The following is an 18,973-nucleotide window of genomic DNA, read 5'->3' as shown; positions in this document are numbered from 1 at the left end:
TTCGGACGGAAGCCGCCAGTTGGATCCGAGATGCCGCTAAGACGCCTGCCTGAAAACATAGTCAATCAGATTGCCGCCGGTGAAGTGGTGGAACGGCCGGCCAGTGCCGTCAAGGAACTCGTTGAAAATGCGATTGACGCAGGCGCGACGAAAATCGATGTTGTCATGCGGGATGGCGGTCGTTCCCTTATCACGGTCACCGATAATGGTTCGGGCATGAGCGCGGAGGAACTCGAGCTCTGTTTCGAACGTCATGCAACGTCCAAGCTGCCCGATGATGATCTCGTCTTTATCGAGAATCTCGGATTTCGCGGCGAGGCAATCCCGTCTATCGCCTCGGTCAGCCGAATGACGATCACGACCCGGCGGGAAGGCGATGAGAACGCCTGGAAACTCGCCGTCGAAGGCGGGCGGAAAGGCGCGTTGGAGCCGGGAAGCGGCGTCAAGGGCACGCGCGTCGAGGTGCGCGATATCTTTTTCGCGACGCCGGCGCGGCTCAAGTTTCTCAAAACGGAACGATCGGAGTTTGGCGCGGCGCTTGATGTCCTGCGGCGCCTTGCCATGGCATTTCCCGCCATTTCTTTCACGCTGGCCGATAACGACCGTATGGCGCTTCGTGTCACCGGCGCAGAGGGGGATCTATTCGATAGCCGGCTTGATCGGCTTGGCGCGGTTATGGGGCGGGATTTCGCCGACAATGCGATCCGGATTGACGCCGAGAGGGACGGGGTCAGGCTGACAGGCTACGCCGGTGTGCCGACCTTCAATCGCGGCAATGCAAATATGCAGTTCATGTTCGTCAATGGCCGGCCGGTGCGGGACAAACTTTTTACCGGTGCGGTGCGCGGAGCCTATATGGATCTGCTCGCGCGGAACCGGCATCCACTCCTGGCCCTGTTCCTCGAGCTGCCGCCAGATCAGGTGGATGTCAATGTCCACCCGGCAAAAGCAGAGGTGCGGTTTCGCGATTCCGGCGGTGTGAGAGGCCTGATTGTTGGCGCGCTTCGCAGTGCGTTGGCGGAACATGGACATCGCGCCGCCTCCACGATTTCCGGGCAGGCGCTGGGGGCGTTTCGTCCGCATAGCGATCCGCTCCCCTTTCAATCTCAAACCCGTCCATCCGCTAGCTGGGGGCGGTGGGGGGATAGCGCAAGCCAGACAGTTTCTCCCGGTCTTTACGAGGCGAGCGCGGAATTCCAGGCGCCATTCGGACAGCAACCGGCACCGATGGCACGCCATCAGGAGGAGACGCCCAGGCAGCAGGAACAGACGCGGTCGCTTGAACAATATCCGCTTGGCGCCGCCCGCAGCCAGCTACATGAAACCTATATCGTTGCGCAGACGGCAACCGGACTGGTTCTTGTCGATCAACATGCAGCGCATGAGCGTCTCGTGATGGAAAGAATGAAGAAACAGCTCGCGGAAAAGGGGGTCGCGCGTCAAATGCTGCTCCTTCCGGAGGTGGTCGAGATTGATGAGATATCCGCAAACCGGCTCGCGGAGCGAGCGGAGGAGTTCGCGGAAATGGGATTGGTTCTGGAACCTTTCGGAACCGGGGCGGTCGTCGTGCGTGAAACGCCCGCCATGCTGGGCGAATGTAACATCAAGGGGCTGATCCAGGACTTGGCGGATGATCTTTCGGAACTTGATACCGCCCTGTCGCTAAAGGACCGGATGGACGATGTTTGTGCAACAATGGCCTGTCATGGATCGGTTCGCGCCGGCCGCCGGCTCAGTATCGATGAGATGAACGCCCTTTTGCGCGAGATGGAGGTGACGCCGCATAGCGGGCAATGCAATCACGGGCGTCCGACCTATGTCGAGCTGCAACTCGGCGATATTGAAAAACTATTCGGTCGCCGCTAAAAACCATCCCTGACCGTTTTCGTAAAAGGTGGCATGAATGGCGTCTGAGGAGTCGCGGAAATTCGACGTGGTGATCATTGGCGCCGGTGCCGCGGGCCTGATGTGTGCGATCGAGGCCGGACGGCGCGGGCGCAAGGTGCTGCTGCTCGAAAAAGCCGAGAAATGCGGCAAGAAAATCCTGATTTCAGGAGGAGGTCGTTGTAATTTTACCAATTTGTTCGCCGCCCCTGACAAATTTATCTCCGACAATCCGCATTTCTGCAAATCGGCGCTTAGCCAATATACTCAGTCCGACTTTATCGCCCTTGTCGAGAAACATAGGGTCGCCTATCACGAGAAGAAGCTGGGGCAGCTTTTTTGCGATGGAAGCGCGTCTGAGATCGTGGCGTTGCTCGAGACGGAATGCGCCGCGCATGGCGTCATCATCTGGCGGGGATCGGGCGCCGATAAAGTCGAAAAGGAAGATGATCATTTCCTCATCGCGACAGGTGGTCAGGTTTTATCGGCGAAGAGCCTTGTGGTCGCGACGGGCGGGCTTTCCATTCCGAAAATTGGTGCAAACGACTTTGCCTATCGCGTCGCCAAGGCCTTTGGTCTCGCCCTTGTTCCGGCGCGCCCGGGGCTTGCGCCTTTGACGTTCGAGGCCGCAGATAAAAAACGGTTCGCGAGACTTACCGGAATTTCTGCCGATGTCAGCATAGGATATGAAAAGACGCGCTTTCGCGAGAATCTTCTCTTCACGCACCGAGGGTTGAGTGGTCCCGCGATTTTGCAGATTTCGTCATTCTGGGAATTGGGCAAACCGATTACGATCGATTTTCTTCCGGATATCGATCTTGAGCATATTCTGAAAGAAAAACGGCAGCCGCAGCCGCGAACGAAAGTGAGCAGTTATCTGAAAGATCACCTGGCAAGTCGGCTTGTTGACGTTCTGCTGGAGGAGTTTGTTGATTTGCCGGAACTCGGGAATTGTTCGGACAAGACAATCCGTGAAATAGTAAAATCTATTAAACTGGTTAAATTAGTTCCAGTGGGAACGGAAGGCTATGCCAAAGCGGAAGTGACGGTTGGCGGCGTCAGCACAGAGGTCCTGCATTCAAAAACCATGGAATGCCGATCGGTGCCGGGCCTCTTTTTCATCGGGGAGGCGGTGGACGTAACGGGATTTCTCGGCGGGTACAATTTCCAGTGGGCCTGGTCTTCCGGTTATGTGGCGGGTCAATATGCATGACACTTTTACCCTGAAGGATTGGAAGGCCCTCGCACCCGACCTCACCATCGGTGAACCGATGAACGTGAAGGAGATTCCGTTCCCCGATGCGGCTCTTGCCGAAATTTCCGAAAAATTCTGGACGGATGGCTATCTCGCGCTTCCACCACTTTTCGATGCGCAGGAAATTGAACCGGTTCTGGAGACGGTATATACGCTTGGTCGCCACGGGATACCGCCCGTATTTATCTATCTCTATGACCAGCCCTGGTGGATGTTTGCCCGCCTTGGGCGATTGATCCGTCATTTTCTTGGCGAGAATTACGCGATCCTTCCCAATCTCTGGGCTTGGCACCTGTCCCGAGAAGGGGATGCCGGCTGGCCGCCCCACCGCGATTGTGATGCTAAGACCGTCTTCGGGACGGGAGATGACCGTATTCTGATGAGCCTTTCGCTTTGGCTGCCCCTGACTGATGTCGATGAGAATAACGGCTGCATGTATATATTGCCACATGGCCGGGAGGAGACGGAAGACGAGCTGACGGAAATCGGAAAACTCAATCTTCTTGAGGCGACAGCCCTCCCCGCCAGGGCGGGTTGTCTTCTCGGCTGGCGGCAGGACGTTGTCCATTGGGGCGGGCGGTTTGGCGAGGCTGCAAAAAATCCCCGGGTAAGCCTTTCCTTTGAATTTCAGAACCGGGCGTTTGCCCCGCTGGCCGAACCATTGATCGACATGTCAGCGCTTCCTCCGTTTGCCGACCGCCTGGCCCTTATTCAGGAGCAGTTTGCGAAGTATCGTCATATCGACCCGGTATATTCTTCGCGAAAATAAGTCGCGCTGCGCCATAGGTCCGGTCTTTAAGCATCGCCAGACTTGGCGGCAATGTCAGTTTTTCCTTTTTTGACAGCTCAATGACGACAATGGCGCCTGCGGTCAGCCAGCCGCCGGAAATCAGCGCTTCCATGCAGGGATGCGCAAGTTCCTGTGCATAGGGGGGATCCATCAGAATTAGATCATAAGGTGCCCCGGGTTTTCCGGGATGAAGCGCGTCGCGTCTCAGGATATCGGTGCGCCGGGTCTGCCCCATATCCTTTATGTTCCCCTCAATAAGTTTAAGGCTGCCGGGGTGGTTGTCGAGAAATGTGACATGTCCGGCGCCACGTGAGAGCGCCTCCAGCCCAAGCGCGCCGGTTCCGGCGAAAATGTCGAGGACGCGCGCGTTCAAGGGAAGCGCACCGTCTGCGCGACGCATCTCGCTGTCATGGGCAAGAATATTGAAAAGCGCTTCACGCGTTCGCTCGGCGGTTGGACGGATGCGATTGTCTTCCGGAAGCCGCAGCTTCTTGCCGCGGAATTCGCCGCCGACAATCCGCATCAGCTTTTCCGGCGGGTTGCCGGTTTGGCCTTAAGGGTCGGCCTTTTACCGGATTTCGCCGACGGGCTATTTACGACGGGCGTTTTTTTCGACCGATCGCCCCGTTTGCCGCGAGGGGGCCTCTGGCCCTTATCGAGGCCCGCCTGTTCTTCTTCGAATTTTTCAACCCCCATCTGATCGCGGAGGATTTTCGATCGCACCTCCTCGACGGCGCTTGCGGGCAAATCACCCAACGCCATGGGGCCATAGGAAATCCGGATAAGGCGGGTAACCTGATAGCCGAGATGTTCCAGAACTTTGCGAATTTCCCGGTTCTTCCCCTCCCTAAGTGAGATCGTCAGCCAGCTATTGGCGCCTTTGGTGCTGTCGATGGTACCTTCGATAGCCCCGTAGCGTATGCCCTCGATGGTCAGACCTTTCACCAGCCGCGCCATGTCGGCTTCATTTGGATGGCCGTGAACGCGAACACGGTATTTTCGCTTCCAGCCCGTCGTGGGAAGTTCAAGCTTGCGGGCCAGTTCCCCATCATTGGTGAGCAGCAGAAGCCCCTCCGAGTTGAGGTCCAGCCGGCCTACGGATATGACGCGCGGTAAGTCCTCGGGCAATTTGTCGAAGACCGTATCGCGACCCTTCTCGTCCTTATGGCTCGTTACAAGACCAGGCGGTTTGTGATAGCGCCAGAGACGCGGGCGCTCGACTTCCGGGATATCCTTGCCATCAACCGCAATTTTATCTTCCGGCGTCACCGTAAAGGCGGGGGTCTCCAGCAGCTTGCCGTTGACCGAGACCCGGCCGGCCTCTATCCAGCGTTCCGCTTCGCGGCGGGAACAAAGCCCCGCCCGCGCCATTCGTTTGGCGATCCGTTCGCCCTGGCTATTTTCCGTTGACATGCTTCCTACGCCGCGGAGGTGCTGATAATGGCGTCGATAATGAGCCGGTCTCCCTGCGATATCAAGTACTCCGGGTGCCATTGGACCCCAAGGCAGAAACGGTACCGGTTATCCTCAATCCCTTCGATAACACCGTCCTCCGCCACGGCATTGACGACAATATTATCGCTGATGTCTTTCGCCGCCTGGTGATGGGCGCTGTTGACGGCCAGCCGGTCGGCGCCGACAATTTTATGCAGGAGAGTGCCCCGGGTGACGATGACGTCATGCCCGGCCTCGGTGCGCGGGTTCGGTTGTTCATGGGCGAGCGCATTCTCGACTTCATCGGGGATATGCTGGATCAGGGTGCCGCCCAGGATCACATGAAGGAGCTGTTGCCCCCCGCAGATTCCGAGGACAGGTTTATTCGCCGCGAGCATCGCTTCCGTGATTGTTTTTTCAAAAAGGGTGCGGCGGTCTTTCGTAACAACAGTTTCATGTCGTGTCGTCGCCCCGAAAAGGCTTGGATCGACGTCAAAGGCGCCGCCGGTCACGACAAGACCATCAAGCTTATTCACATAGTCGCCAACACGATCGGGTTCATGGGGCAGGGCGAAGGGCAGGCCGCCGCTCGCGACGATCACGTCGGCATAATTTTGCCGAAGTGCGTACCACGGCATGTTGGAATAGCCGCCGGGGTCCTCCGAATCGAGGGTTATGCCGATAACAGGGATACTCATGCTTCCTTTTAGTCCTCTCGCCGCAATAACTCAACTGGCCTCTTTCGCAAGCTTCCACTAATTTCCCTAAATTTCTATTGCTTGACGGGGTGAGGCCGAATTGCGAGGCTGTTCATATGGATAACGAACTACCCGATTTTATGGAAATGGCCCTTGGGGCTGCTGAGATTGCCGCCCGTCGTGGCGAAGTGCCGGTGGGCGCGATCATCGTTGACACGAAATCCGGGCGCATCGTCGCCAATTGTGGTAATCAGATGGTGGGCAGGAACGATCCCACGGCGCATGCGGAAATGCTGGCGCTTCGCGCGGCCGGAAACATGCTGGGCAGTCAGCGGCTTGTCGATTGCGATCTTTACGTGACGCTGGAACCCTGTCCAATGTGCGCAGCAGCGATTTCTCTCGCCCGGATCAGACGGCTCTATTTCGGTGCCTATGATTCCAAGGGTGGCGGCGTGGAGCATGGCGCGCGCATCTTCGAGCAGGCGAGTTGCCATCACCGGCCGGAAATTTACGGTGGACTGCTTGAGAGCCGATCGGCGGCGCTGTTGAAGAATTTCTTTGAAACGCGACGCTAAATATTGAAAGATGCCACCATAATCTCAAGAACAACAAGAACCCGAAATAACAAAAAGGAACAGCGGATGATCTTCGAATTTTCAGACAAGGTGAAGGAACTGCAGAGCAGGGTGCAGGCCTTTATGGACGAACATGTTTACCCCAATGAACAGCTTTTCTACGATCAGGTGGCGGAAGGAGATCGCTGGCAGCCGACTGCAATCATCGAGGAGTTGAAGGCGAAGGCCAAGGAAGCCGGGCTCTGGAACCTGTTCCTGCCGGAGAGCGATCGTGGCGCGGGGCTGACCAATCTGGAATACGCGCCGCTCTGCGAAATTATGGGGCGGGTCAGCTTTGCCCCGGAAGTCTTCAACTGCTCGGCGCCGGATACCGGGAATATGGAGGTGTTCGAGCGCTATGCGTCAGAGGAGCTGAAAGAACGCTGGCTGAAGCCCTTGTTGAACGGCGAGATTCGGTCGGCCTTCGCCATGACCGAACCGGCGGTTGCCTCTTCGGATGCGACCAATATTGAATCGGAGATCACCCGTGACGGCGATGAATATGTGATCAACGGCACCAAATGGTGGACGTCGGGCGCCTGTGATCCCCGCTGCAAGGTGCTGATCTTCATGGGCAAGACCGATAAAAGCGCATCGCTCTACAAACAGCAGTCGATGATCGTCGTACCGATGGACACGCCGGGAATTAATGTGAAGCGCTTTTTGCCGGTATTCGGTTATGATGACGCGCCGCATGGCCATGCGGAAGTGGAATTCAAGAATGTTCGCGTGCCGGCGGATCACATTCTCCTTGGCGAAGGCCGCGGGTTCGAGATTGCGCAGGGGCGCCTCGGCCCGGGCCGCATCCATCATTGCATGCGCCAGATTGGTGTTGCCGAACGGGCGCTTGAAAAAATGTGCAAGCGTGTGAAATCGCGCGTCGCTTTTGGCAAACCGATTGCCGAACAGACGGTTACGCTGGAACGCATCGCCGAATCCCGCGCGATGATCGAACAGGCGCGACTCCTTACCTTGAAGGCGGCCTATATGATGGACACGGTCGGCAACAAGGAGGCGAAAGCGGAAATCGCCATGATCAAGGTGGTTGCGCCGAACATCACCGGCAAGATCATTGACTGGGCGATCCAGGCGCATGGCGGGGGAGGTGTCAGCGATGATTTCGGCCTTGCCTTCGCCTATGCCCATTCACGGACACTGCGGCTTGCCGACGGTCCCGATGAGGTGCATCGCAACCAGATCGGCCGGCTGGAGCTTAAAAAATACAACTGATATAAGTTGGTTGGCTGGTGAAAACGGCGGAAAAGCTTCCCGATGGGGAAGCTTTTCTTTTTTTGTCGCGCCGATTTTTCGTTAGCATGGCGCTCCGCATTTCCTATATACAGGCTTGTTCCTGATAATGACTGCGTAAGGCCGGGATAGAGAATGATTAAGTTTCTGGGTTGGGTAATGTTGGGCGTTATCGTCGTGGTCGCCGGCTTCTTGTATCGTTATGAAAGCCTTGATCCCTGCGAATGGTTGACCCAGGACCTTGCCGCCCATGCCGGTTTGCAGCCCATCTCAGGCCTTGGCGAAGCCGCGGGCCTTGTCATGGAGCCGTCCGAATGCGTGCGGCGCTGGGCCAACTTGAGAATTGAGGATGCCGAAAATCACTAGCTCAGGAGAATATCCTCGAACGGATAGCGGGTTATATTCTCATATCCGTCATCCGTGATCACGACCTGATCCTCCAACTTGACCCCTTCCGTGCCGCCCTGGACGCCGATATAGGCCTCCACGCAAATCACCATTCCCGGCAGGATCTCATAGTCGAACGCGCCCTCATGGTAATCCTCGGGATAGGCAATATGCGGCCATTCATCGCATAGCCCAACGCCATGCATTTTCACGGAATAACGGGAGTTCACAAATTCGTCCGCCAGAAGATGCCCGCCAAAGACAATTTCCTTGAAGGGAACACCTGGGCCCAAGAGGCGCATGTTCTGCTCAATATGTTCATAGGCATATTGATAGAGGCGCTTTTGTTCCGACGTTGGTGTTCCGTCCCCAATGAACCAGGTACGAGAAATATCCGCGCACATACCGAAACAGCCGATCAGATCCGTATCGAAGGCCAGCAATTCGTTGTTCCCGATAACTCTCGGGCCGCACTCCTGAAACCAGGGATTGGTCCGCGGACCTGATGCCAGAATGCGCGTCTCGATCCATTCGCCGCCGCGTTTGATATTCTCCGCATGAAGGACGGCCCAGACATCATTCTCCGTGATGCCGGGACGCGCAATCTTATGCATTTCATGGATCGATTGCTCGGTAGCATGGACGGCACAGCGCAGAGCCTTGATTTCCTCTTCCTGCTTGTAAGCGCGGGTTTTTTCCGTAACTTCTTCACCGTCGAGAATCTGAAAGCCCAGTTTTTCGAGAGCCCGCAAGCCATGTATCTGTATTTTATCGACGGCGAGACGACGGTTGTTGCCCGCATGTTTCCGCATAAGCTCGTCAATCTGGCCGGCGAACCGCGCCGCATTCTCAACGGATTTATCGCCGCTCGTGAAATAAAAGAAGGAGGCGCCAGTTCTGGTCTCCCGCACCAAGGGATTGAAGGCCGTCAGGAGGTCCGACTCACCGAAATCCCAGACCACCATATATCCATCCGCCAGAACCAGACAGGCGCGGAACGGGTTGTGTGCCGCCCAGAGCTGCATATTCGTCGTGTCAGAGGCAAAGCGGATGTTGAGCGGATCATACATCAGAATACCACCGTAGTCCCGTTGATGCAGCGCCCTAACCAGACGGTCAAGTCGCTGGGCACGCATGACCGGAAGGTTGGGGATATCAATGCCTGCGGCCGCCCATTCATCAAACGCGAGTTGGGTCGGACCGATTTCAACACGGTTGTTGTCAAGCGGTGTTCCGTCCGGTTTTAGGAGAGAAGTGGCTTCGCCGCCGATAGAGTTACGTTCCGAAAAGACATCATGCTTCATCTGCCGACCTCCAGAGCGTCAGCGGCGCTGAAAGCTCAAAAAGTGGTAACCGAAATCACAATATCAGTGGAAAATAATATTAAACAACCTGACTGCGACAGCTTATAGCCGGCTTTCGACCGTCTGCCAGCCCAAAGTCGCGAGCATATTGGCAAATGACGCATACTCCTTACCGACTTTAGAGCTGGCATTGCCGTCCAGTCCCCGCTTGTAAACGCCCTGTACAATGGCGGCGATGCGGAAGAAGGAAAAGGCGAGATAAAATTCCCAGTTATCGATTCCATCACGCCCGGTACGTTTGCAATAGGCCTCAATATATGCGTCTTCTGTCGGAATACCTGTTGCCGCGAAATCTACACCCACGAGCCCGCCGTTCTTCGGATGCATGTAGTGATAATTCATGCAGTTGTAGGCAAGGTCAGAGAGGGGATGGCCGATTGTCGAGAGTTCCCAGTCAAGGACTGCAAGCACTTCCGGTTTCGTCGGATGTACAATCATATTCCCGAGCCGGTAATCCCCGTGAACGATGGTGCTGTCATCGCTCTCCGGCAGGTTTTCGGGCAGCCATTTGATCAGATTTTCCATCGCCTCCAGATTGTCCGTCTGGGACGCGCGGTACTGTTTCGTCCAGCGTCCGATCTGCCGCTCGAAATAATTGCCTTTCTTGCCGAAATCCGACAGGCCGACGGCATCAATATTGACGTTATGCATTTTGGCGAGCGCGTCGTTCATGGCGTCATAAAGTCCGGCGCGCAGCCGCGGATCCGCCCCTGGAATTTCCGGAGACAGGATGATCCGGCCTTCGACTTTCTCCATGATATAGAAGGCGGTCCCGATGATGCTGTCGTCCTCGCACAGGCAATAGGTCTTGGGCACCGGGACATCCGTATTCTGAAGTGCCGAAATAACCCTGTATTCCCGGTCAACCGCATGCGCGGATGGAAGCAGGTTTCCCGGAGGTTTCTTGCGCATCACATATTCGCGTTCCGGCGTGCTCAATAGGAAGGTCGGGTTTGACTGTCCACCCTGAAACTGGCTGACGGTCAACGGCCCCTTGAATCCGTCGACATTCTCTTTGAGATAATCGACGAGTGCGCCTTCGCTAAACTTGTGCGCTTCCCGAACCGGTATAAGTTCTATTCCGTCGGTCATAATTCCCCTCTGTTTTTGGATATTTTTATCGGGAGGTAGGGACGGCTAAACGCCCTTGATGATTTTTTCCGCCTGTTCCCATCCGCGGATCGCCAGGGGCTTGACCCGGACAGCAACATCGGCGGCATTCTTGTTTGACGCGGTCCCGTCTTTCACCCGACCGACGATCCCCTGAAGGATGGCGGCAAGGCGGAACATATTGTAAGCGGCATAAAAGTCCCAGTTTTCGATACCGTCCCGTCCGGTCCGCTCGCAATAGGCCTGGACATATTGCTCTTCTGTCGGAATGCCGAGCGCGGGAAGATCGAGGCCGTTAAGGCCACGGAAAAGCTCCGGTTCAAGTCGCCAGGTCATGCAGTGATAGGAAAAATCGGCAAGCGGATGACCAAGCGTCGCGAGTTCCCAGTCAAGGATCGCCATAACCCTGTGGCTTTCCTTGTTCAGGACGGTGTTATCGAGCCGGTAGTCGCCATGCACGATGGCCGTCTCGTCTCCCGGCGGGATATTGTCAGGCAGCCACGCCATCAGATTGTCCATCGCCTCGATGGTTTCCGTCTCGGACGCTTTATACTGCTTCGTCCATCTGTTGATCTGCCGCGCGAGATAGTCGGTTGGCTTGCCAAAACTTTCGAGGCCCACAGCCTTGTAATCCACCATATGCAAGGCTGCCATCGCGGCATTCATGCTATCGAAAACGGCAACTCGGTTGGCCTTTGAATAGCCGGGGAGGGAGGGGTCCCATTCGATATCGCCGTTCATGAATTCCATTACATAGAACATCGTGCCGATAACGTCCTCGTCCTCGCAAAGACAATATGTCTTGGGTACCGGCACATCGGTTCTGGCAAGCGCCGTCATGACCCGGTATTCGCGATCGACCGCATGAGCCGAAGGAAGGAGTTTGCCCGGTGGCTTGCGGCGAAGCACATACCGCCGGTCGGGGGTCGTCAGCATATAGCTCGGATTGGATTGTCCGCCCTTAAATTGCGCAACGTCAAGTGGACCCTTGAAGCCGACAATGTTTTTCTTGAGGTAACTTTCCAATGCTGCAACGTCGAATTTGAGACGTTCACGAACTTCCATGGTACCCGAAAACTGGGTTGAATCGTCGGACATTTATGCCCCTTCTTGTTGTTATTTACCCCTGTTCTTCACGATTTACCGCCCGCCAGCCAATGTCGGAACGGCAAAATCCTTGCGGCCAGTTTACGGCCTGGACGCCACTATACGCTTTTTTTTGTGCTTGTTTAACGGTTTTTCCAATTCCGGTGATCCCGAGCACACGTCCGCCGTTCGCCCGTATCCTATCGGCCTCCCGTTTCGTGCCGGCATGAAATACGATCACGTCCTCGATCGCGGCGGCGTCCGCCAGGCCTTCGATGACAGAATTTTTCTCATAGGATCCGGGATATCCGGTTGCCGCCATGACGACCACAAGGGCTGTCTCGTCACGCCATGTCAATGCCACATCCGAAAGAGTGCCGGTTGCCGTTGCCATGAGGGTCGGCAGCAGATCGCTTGCCATGCGGGCACATAGTACCTGGCACTCGGGATCTCCGAAGCGCACATTATACTCAATCAGCTTCGGGCCGTCTTTTGTGATCATCAGGCCGGCATACAGGACGCCGGTGAACGGCGTGCCGCGTTCCTTCATCGCCCGGACCGTCGGCTTGATAATCTGCTCAATGGTCTTTTCGATTATGTCGTCCGTCATAATCGGCGCCGGAGAGTAGGCCCCCATACCGCCCGTATTCGGTCCCGTATCCCCGTCACCAACAGCTTTATGATCCTGCGCCGTCGCGAGTGGTAATATATTCTCTCCGTCAGTCAGGACAAAGAAACTTGCCTCTTCCCCTTCCAGAAATTCCTCTATGACAATTTCCGCGCCGGCGCCGCCGAAGAGCCCGCCGAAAATTTCATCAATCGTCGCATTGGCCTCTGCCAGGGTCGGCGCAATGATAACGCCCTTACCGGCGGCCAGCCCGTCCGCCTTGATCACTATTGGAAGCGACCCGCCCGCGACATAGGCCTTCGCTTTGTCGGCATCGGTAAATCTCTGGTAGGTCGCCGTCGGAATATTATTTTCGCGGCAGAGGTCCTTCATGAAGCCCTTCGAGCCTTCCAGAGCGGCAGCGGCGGCGCGTGGGCCGAAGCTTTTGATGCCGGCAGCGTCGAGTGCGTCAACCAGTCCCATCACAAGCGGCATTTCCGGGCCGACGACGACAAAGTCAATTGCTTCCTTCCGGCAGAAATCAACGATTTTCTGGATATCCTCCGCCCCGATGGCGACGCATTCCGCCACGTCCGCGATGCCGCCATTGCCGGGAGCGCAGATCAGTCTCTTGATCAGGGGAGATTTTTTGAGAACCCAACATAACGCATGCTCGCGGCCGCCGGAGCCGATTACAAGTATATTCATGATTTCCGAACTTATTTCCTTTGAAGGACTGTGCAGAGTTTGTAGCATACTGCGACGGCAGGCTAAACAATGTTGAAGGAAAAACGTGTCAGAAAATTTGAGTTCCGGCTCTTCCAACATTCATGAATATACGGTTTCGGAATTGAGCGGTGCGCTCAAGCGGACTGTTGAGGACGTCTTCGGCCATGTCCGCGTGCGGGCGGAAATTTCAGGTCTCAAGCGTGCCGCCTCCGGACATGTCTATCTTACATTGAAGGATGACAAGGCGGTACTCGATGGCGTGATGTGGCGGGGCACCGCGGACAGGCTCAGTTTCCGGCCCGAGGATGGGCTTGAAGTAATCTGCACGGGCAAGCTCACGACCTATCCGGGGCGATCCAAGTACCAGATCGTCATTGAGGCGATGGAGCCGGTCGGCGTCGGCGCGCTGATGGCGCTGCTCGAGGAGCGAAAGAAAAAACTTGCGGCCGAAGGGCTGTTCGATCCCGCGCGGAAGCGACCGCTTCCCTATCTTCCGAGCGTTATCGGCGTTGTTACCTCTCCGACCGGCGCTGTTATCCGCGATATTCTGCATCGGCTGCGGGACCGATTTCCGGTCCATGTCCTTCTATGGCCGGTATTGGTTCAGGGAGAGACGGCCGCCGGTCAGATTGCTGCCGCAATCCGGGGGTTTAACGCATTGCCGGAGAACAGTGACATTCCTCGACCGGACCTTCTTATCGTTGCGCGCGGCGGCGGCAGTTTGGAAGATCTCTGGGCGTTTAATGAGGAAGAGGTGGTGCGCGCGACAGCGGAAAGTGCAATTCCGCTGATATCAGCGGTCGGCCATGAGACGGATACCACGTTGATCGACTTCGCGTCCGACCAGCGAGCGCCGACACCGACCGCCGCCGCCGAGATCGCGGTTCCTGTCCGCGCCGAGCTGATCGCCTATGTGGACGATCAGGAGCGGCGCATCAAACGCAGCCTCAATCGGTCACTCGTCGACAAACGTGAACGCCTTGCCGGTCTCTCGCGAGGTTTGCGTGATCCCGCATCGCTGATTGCGGAAAGGGTCCAGCATCTCGATCACCTCGAAAGCCGCCTGCGCCAATCGGTGGTCGGTAACCTCAATTTCAAGCTCCAGCTGTACACGGGGGCAGCCGCAAAATTGCGTCCGCAATTGCTGGACCGTTCTTTGCAGCAATACCGCGAAAAGATGATTGTCATCGACCGGCAGATGGCGCGCAGCATCGGCATCAAGCAGGAGCGCGCTGGAGATCGCCTGAATAGCGCCGTGCGGTTGCTGGAAAGTCTCTCCTTCCGCCGCGTTTTAAAGCGCGGTTACAGTATTGTATGGGATGAGACGGGCAAGCCGATTTCCTCCATAAAAGAGGCCACAGCCGGCAAGTCTGTTGACGTCGAGTTTGCTGATGGAAAATCCGCCGCTGTTTTCGCCGACGGATCACAAATGGGTGGCAAGAGCCCTCCTCCCAAGCCTAAGGCCAAAAAGACATCGCCACAATCCAAACAGGGGCGCTTGCTTTGATGCGATATTTTGTCTTCATTTGTACGCTGTTTTTTGCCATCAACGCTTTCGCGGAGCGGACAACGCTAACCGGCGACATGACGCAGGGCGGCCTCGTCACAGGTATTACGGATCCAGCGGCGAAGGTATATTTCGAGGGACGACCGGTTTCCGTATCCGCCGGTGGACGCTTTGTATTCGGATTTGGCCGTGATTTCAAACCCTCCGCGTCGCTCAGGATCGTCTATCCCGATGGCACGGAGGAGAGCCACTCGCTGGTCATATCCAAACGCGAATACCAGATTGAAAGAGTGGACGGGTTGCCGCCGTCAAAGGTAACACCCAGCCCTGAAGCGCTCGCCCGCATCAAGAAGGAAAATGCCGAAATAGCCAGAATTCGGGGGATTGAAACGCCGGAGGAATGGTTCTTGTCCGGTTGGCAATGGCCAGCCAAGGGACGGATAAGTGGCGTATATGGCAGTCAGCGCATCCTCAATGACGTTCCCAAACGCCCGCATTTCGGTCTGGATATCGCGGCGCCGGTGGGAACGCCGGTGATCGCCTCGACGGACGGCATGGTGCGCATGGCGGAGCCGGACTTGTTCTATACGGGCGGCACGGTGATGATCGATCATGGATACGGCCTGGTTTCCGTCTATTCCCATCTGAGCAAAATCGACGTGAAAGCCGGTGAATTCATCCGCCAAGGCACAAAATTAGGGGAGATTGGTGCGACAGGGCGGGCGTCGGGCCCGCATCTCGACTGGCGTCTCAACTGGTTCAATGAACGGCTCGATCCGGAATTGCTGCTTCGCACAGCGCCCTCAAACTAACGAATTCTCCACCTGCGACGCCTCATGATCAGATAAAATGCAGCGAGCCCTCCGGCAAAAAGGGGCAGGGCCGCAGGCAACGGAATTGATGACGTCGAATGCACTGAGATGGAGATAAATCCCTCATCATCTTCAAACTTCCATGGCTGGAAGCCAAACATCAACTCTATCCAGTCATTATGATGGTAATCGGCACCACCGGTCGCGTTCCGTGAAGATAGCCCGAGGGGATCGCTATGCTTGCCATCGAACGACAGTGATATCTCTTTCCCAGAGGAAATGTTTCTGAACTTTTCGCTCGCGAACGCCAAGACATTTTGTGTTTCGCGGGATTGGAAATAGTCGAAAATACCCTCAGTTTTTGTCAGCCAGGCCGCCATGTTATTTTCGTCATGAAGCGACGCCGCCTGCACCGTAGATACGGTGAGGACGAACAGTAACGCGAAGGAGACAGCCTTTAAAAACGATTTCATCCAGTCCTCTAACCGAGTCTGTTGTCTAACAGGATGTTGAAATCAGTACTGATGCGTAAGAAATCGCCCCTCGAACCCTCGAAAAGCGGCGATAATCGAATTGTATTTAAGTCTGTATTATTCCGTCAATTACTGCCCCAAGGTGTTTCGATGAGGCAATTTAGGGGATCTTTTACTAAACGTTAGTGATAAAATTAGTAATAACAACGCGTTAGCTACGTTTTTGGAATTAGAAAATTGTTGCGCTATGACAAAATGGACAAAATTTTATTCAAATTTTTTGCGAATTATAGTTAATAAACATAGTTAATATTTGATATCTGCCGGCAAATTGTTGTGCGGTGCATCAATCGGCAGAAATCAAAGCGCGAATCGGCAAATGTTAGCGCAATTCCCAAGATGTCGGCTTCAGGCCCGTCCGGCAATCACGCAAAGTACAATAAAATTTTATGACTATCTGCGATCAACGCGACAAACTACAGTAAGTAAACCGCGATCGGAAAATAAACGGACGAGCAATATCCTATTCGGACTTCAGTTTCTCGCCGGCCTTGACGACGATATCGCCCGCCTTGTTGAGATTCTCGTTTGTGTCTTTTTTGACGCCCTGCCATGTATCGCTGCACCCGCCTGTCAGGAGAGCAAAAGACAACATCGCTGCGGCAATAACTGCGCGAGAAACTGGTTTCATTCCATGTCACCCCGGTTTGTCACAATATCGCTGATTAAATTAGTCGGCGATAACGGTTTTTGCAACCGTTTCCGGTTTCCGAAAATTCGATCATTCTTCATTCAAAATGACTTGGCGGTACCGAAGCTTTCCAATAGTTCCATCAGTTTCGGATGAATATTCTTGCCCGAGGAAATGACATTTATCTGATTGATGGATTTTCTGTTGTAGATGAGTTCGTCGCCCCGGGTCGTTGTTGTTATGCCACCGGCTTCCGACAGGATTAAATCGGCTGCGGCAATGTCCCAGTCACTTTTTTCGGTGAGTGACAGGGATGCGTCGGCGTGGCGGGAGGCAACTTTCACCATACGATAGGCGATTGAATTTACATGGCTGAATTTTGCGCCTTCGACATCATCCAGCCAGCCGTGCCAATCAAATGCCTTCTTGCTGGCGATAAGATGGGCATTGGTGAGATTCGATTTGTTACCGCAGGTGATTATTTCACCGTTCAATTTGGCGCCGCGCCCTTTGACGGCCTCATAGTATTCTTCCAGGATCGGATTATAGACGATGCCGACAACCGGCTTGCCATCTTCGACGAGGGCGGCCGAAATTGTAAATTCGGGCTTTCCGGCGATAAAGGAACGGGTGCCGTCGATTGGATCAATGATCCAGACCCGCGATTTTTCAAGTCGCGCCTTATCATCCGCGGTCTCTTCCGACAGCCAACCATAGTCCGGCCGGGCAGCCGTCAGTTTACTCCTGAAATGCGTGTCGAGGGCGAGATCCGCCTCACTTACCGGATCACCCGGCTTTTTCTCCCAGCTTTTTACATTGCCATTGAAATATTGGCGGGCAATGTCTCCGGCTTCCTGCATGACGCGGGTGAGCAGGTGAAAATCCTTATCATAAAGATCTGTCATGTGCCGGCAACCATCATTCCATCAATTCGCAGGCTCGGCGCATTCGTTCCATGGCGGAATTCGAGGTCGTTGGCCGGAACAAGATTCATAAACATATCCTTGAGATTTCCGGCGATGGTGAGTTCGGAAACCGGGAAGACGATCTCGCCGTTTTCTATCCAGAAACCGGAGGCGCCTCGGCTGTAGTCACCCGTAATGCCGTTAACCCCGAACCCGATGAGGCTGGTGATATAGAGCCCGGACTTTATATCTTTGATCAGTTCGGTGAGCGAGCTTTCTCCCGCTTCCAGATAGAGATTGGTCGTTCCCGAACCCGGAGGCGAGGCGGTTCCCCGGGTGGCGCGCCCGTTTGTCTCCAGACCAAGTTGTTGTGCCGAAGCCGAGTTAAGGATCCAGCATTGCAAGACACCTGCATCGATCAGGTCGAGGCGGTTGTTCGCGACACCCTCGCCGTCAAATGGCTTGGACGCCGCCCCTCGTGGTCGGTGCGGGTCGTCCGTTATGCGGATATCCTTGGGGAAAACCTGTTTGCCCATGCTGTCCTTGAGGAAGCTCGTCCCCCTGGCGATCGATGAGCCGGATACGGCACCGGCAAAATGCCCGAGCAGGCTTCCGGATACTCGGTTGCTGAATATGACGGGGACCTGGGCGCTCGGCATTTTACGCGGATTAAGCAATTTTACCGCTCTTTCTCCAGCGGTTTTGCCGACCTCTGCCGGCGATTTGAGGTCGGAATAATAATGCCGGCTGTCATAGTCATAATCGCGCTCCATCCCCTGGCCCTCACCGGCGATAACCGACGCGCTCACGGAAAAGCTGCTTGAAGTATAGGCACCGGCAAATCCGCCCGACGTTACAAGGGCAATCGACGCGCGGCCCGTTGAGGCGCCGCCGCCTTCCGAATTCGTTACGCCTTCGACAGCCAATGCCGATTCTTCGGCTTCCCTGGCGATGGCAACAAGATCATCCGGCGACAGCACGGTTTCATCGAACAGATGGAGTTCGGGAAAATCATGCGCGAGTTTCGCCGGATCCGCCAATCCGCAGAATTTGTCTTCCGGCATGCTGCGGGCCATGGCCAGCGCCCGGTCGGCAAGTTCTTCCAGAACTTCGGGCCTTGTATCGTTGGAGGAAACAAAGGCCTGCTGCTTGCCGATGAGGACACGCAATCCCAGGTCATGCGCTTCCGAGCGCTCAACCTCCTCCGTTTCGCCCTGACGCACCGAAACATGGACGGAGGTACCCTGAATTCGGACGGCATCGGCCGCCTCCGCCCCCTTGCGACGCGCAATGGCAATCAGGTCGTTCAGAATATTGAGTGAATTTTGCGTCTCCGCAACTTGCTGCGACATGGGCATCCTGACTGATTAATAACAACC

The 18,973-nt window shown here is 55.5% G+C and carries 19 protein-coding genes; 8 read left to right on the top strand and 11 right to left on the bottom strand.

Annotated elements, in window-relative coordinates:
* The first annotated feature begins 30 nt into the window (after positions 1–30).
* From mutL to GQF03_RS14370, 3 genes are read left to right on the top strand one after another with little or no spacing between them, the layout of a single operon-like run.
* Positions 31–1,866 carry a DNA mismatch repair endonuclease MutL gene (gene mutL, locus GQF03_RS14380; protein WP_161339985.1) on the top strand — a complete coding sequence of 612 codons (1,836 nt, stop codon included), beginning with the start codon at positions 31–33 and terminating at the stop codon, positions 1,864–1,866.
* A 37-nt stretch (positions 1,867–1,903) separates the two neighbouring features.
* Complete coding sequence (locus GQF03_RS14375; RefSeq protein WP_161339984.1) at positions 1,904–3,097, top strand: BaiN/RdsA family NAD(P)/FAD-dependent oxidoreductase; 1,194 nt, start codon at positions 1,904–1,906, stop codon at positions 3,095–3,097.
* Positions 3,090–3,908, top strand: a complete 819-nt coding sequence (locus tag GQF03_RS14370) for a phytanoyl-CoA dioxygenase family protein (RefSeq protein ID WP_161339983.1) — start codon at positions 3,090–3,092, stop codon at positions 3,906–3,908. The genes GQF03_RS14375 and GQF03_RS14370 overlap by 8 nt, the downstream gene beginning before the upstream one ends.
* Here GQF03_RS14370 and rsmD read toward each other — a convergent pair.
* The 3 genes from rsmD to GQF03_RS14355 are packed head-to-tail and all read right to left on the bottom strand — an operon-like array spanning position 3,847 to position 6,061.
* A complete protein-coding gene (rsmD, locus tag GQF03_RS14365) occupies positions 3,847–4,452 on the bottom strand; it encodes a 16S rRNA (guanine(966)-N(2))-methyltransferase RsmD (protein WP_161339982.1) in 606 nt (201 codons plus the stop codon). The two genes, GQF03_RS14370 and rsmD, sit on opposite strands and share 62 nt — an antisense overlap.
* Positions 4,452–5,342, bottom strand: coding sequence for a pseudouridine synthase (locus GQF03_RS14360; RefSeq protein ID WP_206375971.1), 891 nt, complete (start codon positions 5,340–5,342; stop codon positions 4,452–4,454). Before GQF03_RS14360 ends, rsmD begins: the two co-directional genes overlap by 1 nt.
* A gap of 5 nt (positions 5,343–5,347) precedes the next feature.
* Positions 5,348–6,061 (bottom strand): gamma-glutamyl-gamma-aminobutyrate hydrolase family protein, encoded by a 714-nt coding sequence (locus GQF03_RS14355; protein ID WP_161339980.1) that lies wholly within the window; start codon positions 6,059–6,061, stop codon positions 5,348–5,350.
* Positions 6,062–6,177: 116 nt separating this feature from the next.
* Here GQF03_RS14355 and GQF03_RS14350 point away from each other — a divergent pair, with 116 nt between their 5' ends.
* The 3 genes from GQF03_RS14350 to GQF03_RS14340 all read left to right on the top strand — a co-directional run bounded on the left by GQF03_RS14350 (position 6,178) and on the right by GQF03_RS14340 (position 8,289).
* Positions 6,178–6,636, top strand: a complete 459-nt coding sequence (locus GQF03_RS14350; RefSeq protein WP_206375972.1) for a nucleoside deaminase — start codon at positions 6,178–6,180, stop codon at positions 6,634–6,636.
* Positions 6,637–6,702: 66 nt separating this feature from the next.
* Positions 6,703–7,905, top strand: coding sequence for an acyl-CoA dehydrogenase family protein (locus GQF03_RS14345; protein ID WP_161339979.1), 1,203 nt, complete (start codon positions 6,703–6,705; stop codon positions 7,903–7,905).
* A gap of 153 nt (positions 7,906–8,058) precedes the next feature.
* A complete protein-coding gene (locus tag GQF03_RS14340; protein WP_161339978.1) occupies positions 8,059–8,289 on the top strand; it encodes a hypothetical protein in 231 nt (76 codons plus the stop codon).
* On the opposite strand, the gene dddP is transcribed toward GQF03_RS14340, so the two are convergent.
* From dddP to purD, 4 genes are all read right to left on the bottom strand, one after another.
* Positions 8,286–9,614, bottom strand: coding sequence for a dimethylsulfonioproprionate lyase DddP (dddP, locus tag GQF03_RS14335; protein ID WP_161339977.1), 1,329 nt, complete (start codon positions 9,612–9,614; stop codon positions 8,286–8,288). The two genes, GQF03_RS14340 and dddP, sit on opposite strands and share 4 nt — an antisense overlap.
* 102 nt (positions 9,615–9,716) lie before the next feature.
* Complete coding sequence (locus tag GQF03_RS14330; RefSeq protein WP_161339976.1) at positions 9,717–10,766, bottom strand: phosphotransferase; 1,050 nt, start codon at positions 10,764–10,766, stop codon at positions 9,717–9,719.
* Positions 10,767–10,811: 45 nt separating this feature from the next.
* Positions 10,812–11,882: a phosphotransferase family protein gene (locus GQF03_RS14325; protein ID WP_161339975.1), complete on the bottom strand. Its 1,071-nt coding sequence runs from the start codon at positions 11,880–11,882 to the stop codon at positions 10,812–10,814.
* A 22-nt stretch (positions 11,883–11,904) separates the two neighbouring features.
* On the bottom strand, positions 11,905–13,185 hold the full coding sequence (purD, locus tag GQF03_RS14320) for a phosphoribosylamine--glycine ligase (RefSeq protein WP_161339974.1): 1,281 nt from the start codon (positions 13,183–13,185) through the stop codon (positions 11,905–11,907).
* An 85-nt stretch (positions 13,186–13,270) separates the two neighbouring features.
* Between purD and xseA the strand changes: the two genes are divergently transcribed.
* Positions 13,271–14,713 carry an exodeoxyribonuclease VII large subunit gene (gene xseA, locus GQF03_RS14315; protein ID WP_161339973.1) on the top strand — a complete coding sequence of 481 codons (1,443 nt, stop codon included), beginning with the start codon at positions 13,271–13,273 and terminating at the stop codon, positions 14,711–14,713.
* Positions 14,713–15,525: a M23 family metallopeptidase gene (locus GQF03_RS14310; protein ID WP_161339972.1), complete on the top strand. Its 813-nt coding sequence runs from the start codon at positions 14,713–14,715 to the stop codon at positions 15,523–15,525. Before xseA ends, GQF03_RS14310 begins: the two co-directional genes overlap by 1 nt.
* On the opposite strand, the gene GQF03_RS14305 is transcribed toward GQF03_RS14310, so the two are convergent.
* The 4 genes from GQF03_RS14305 to GQF03_RS14295 form a co-directional block, all read right to left on the bottom strand.
* Positions 15,522–15,998 carry a hypothetical protein gene (locus tag GQF03_RS14305; protein ID WP_161339971.1) on the bottom strand — a complete coding sequence of 159 codons (477 nt, stop codon included), beginning with the start codon at positions 15,996–15,998 and terminating at the stop codon, positions 15,522–15,524. The two genes, GQF03_RS14310 and GQF03_RS14305, sit on opposite strands and share 4 nt — an antisense overlap.
* A 523-nt stretch (positions 15,999–16,521) precedes the next feature.
* Positions 16,522–16,689, bottom strand: a complete 168-nt coding sequence (locus tag GQF03_RS18670) for a hypothetical protein (protein WP_162858490.1) — start codon at positions 16,687–16,689, stop codon at positions 16,522–16,524.
* Positions 16,690–16,790: 101 nt separating this feature from the next.
* Positions 16,791–17,594, bottom strand: coding sequence for a 3'(2'),5'-bisphosphate nucleotidase CysQ (locus GQF03_RS14300; protein WP_161339970.1), 804 nt, complete (start codon positions 17,592–17,594; stop codon positions 16,791–16,793).
* On the bottom strand, positions 17,591–18,946 hold the full coding sequence (locus GQF03_RS14295) for a TldD/PmbA family protein (RefSeq protein ID WP_161339969.1): 1,356 nt from the start codon (positions 18,944–18,946) through the stop codon (positions 17,591–17,593). Before GQF03_RS14295 ends, GQF03_RS14300 begins: the two co-directional genes overlap by 4 nt.
* Positions 18,947–18,973: the final 27 nt, after the last annotated feature.

The sequence above is a fragment of the Sneathiella chungangensis genome (assembly GCF_009882935.1).
Classification (GTDB): domain Bacteria; phylum Pseudomonadota; class Alphaproteobacteria; order Sneathiellales; family Sneathiellaceae; genus Sneathiella; species Sneathiella chungangensis.
This window is presented reverse-complemented; position numbering and strand designations above follow the sequence as displayed.

Coding starts and splice junctions, on each gene's coding strand:
- mutL (WP_161339985.1), top strand. CDS start 31: ATGCCGCTAAGACGCCTGCCTGAAAACATAGTCAATCAGATTGCCGCC.
- GQF03_RS14375 (WP_161339984.1), top strand. CDS start 1,904: ATGGCGTCTGAGGAGTCGCGGAAATTCGACGTGGTGATCATTGGCGCC.
- GQF03_RS14370 (WP_161339983.1), top strand. CDS start 3,090: ATGCATGACACTTTTACCCTGAAGGATTGGAAGGCCCTCGCACCCGAC.
- rsmD (WP_161339982.1), bottom strand. CDS start 4,452: ATGCGGATTGTCGGCGGCGAATTCCGCGGCAAGAAGCTGCGGCTTCCG.
- GQF03_RS14360 (WP_206375971.1), bottom strand. CDS start 5,342: ATGTCAACGGAAAATAGCCAGGGCGAACGGATCGCCAAACGAATGGCG.
- GQF03_RS14355 (WP_161339980.1), bottom strand. CDS start 6,061: ATGAGTATCCCTGTTATCGGCATAACCCTCGATTCGGAGGACCCCGGC.
- GQF03_RS14350 (WP_206375972.1), top strand. CDS start 6,178: ATGGATAACGAACTACCCGATTTTATGGAAATGGCCCTTGGGGCTGCT.
- GQF03_RS14345 (WP_161339979.1), top strand. CDS start 6,703: ATGATCTTCGAATTTTCAGACAAGGTGAAGGAACTGCAGAGCAGGGTG.
- GQF03_RS14340 (WP_161339978.1), top strand. CDS start 8,059: ATGATTAAGTTTCTGGGTTGGGTAATGTTGGGCGTTATCGTCGTGGTC.
- dddP (WP_161339977.1), bottom strand. CDS start 9,614: ATGAAGCATGATGTCTTTTCGGAACGTAACTCTATCGGCGGCGAAGCC.
- GQF03_RS14330 (WP_161339976.1), bottom strand. CDS start 10,766: ATGACCGACGGAATAGAACTTATACCGGTTCGGGAAGCGCACAAGTTT.
- GQF03_RS14325 (WP_161339975.1), bottom strand. CDS start 11,882: ATGTCCGACGATTCAACCCAGTTTTCGGGTACCATGGAAGTTCGTGAA.
- purD (WP_161339974.1), bottom strand. CDS start 13,185: ATGAATATACTTGTAATCGGCTCCGGCGGCCGCGAGCATGCGTTATGT.
- GQF03_RS14310 (WP_161339972.1), top strand. CDS start 14,713: ATGCGATATTTTGTCTTCATTTGTACGCTGTTTTTTGCCATCAACGCT.
- GQF03_RS14305 (WP_161339971.1), bottom strand. CDS start 15,998: ATGAAATCGTTTTTAAAGGCTGTCTCCTTCGCGTTACTGTTCGTCCTC.
- GQF03_RS18670 (WP_162858490.1), bottom strand. CDS start 16,689: ATGAAACCAGTTTCTCGCGCAGTTATTGCCGCAGCGATGTTGTCTTTT.
- GQF03_RS14300 (WP_161339970.1), bottom strand. CDS start 17,594: ATGACAGATCTTTATGATAAGGATTTTCACCTGCTCACCCGCGTCATG.
- GQF03_RS14295 (WP_161339969.1), bottom strand. CDS start 18,946: ATGTCGCAGCAAGTTGCGGAGACGCAAAATTCACTCAATATTCTGAAC.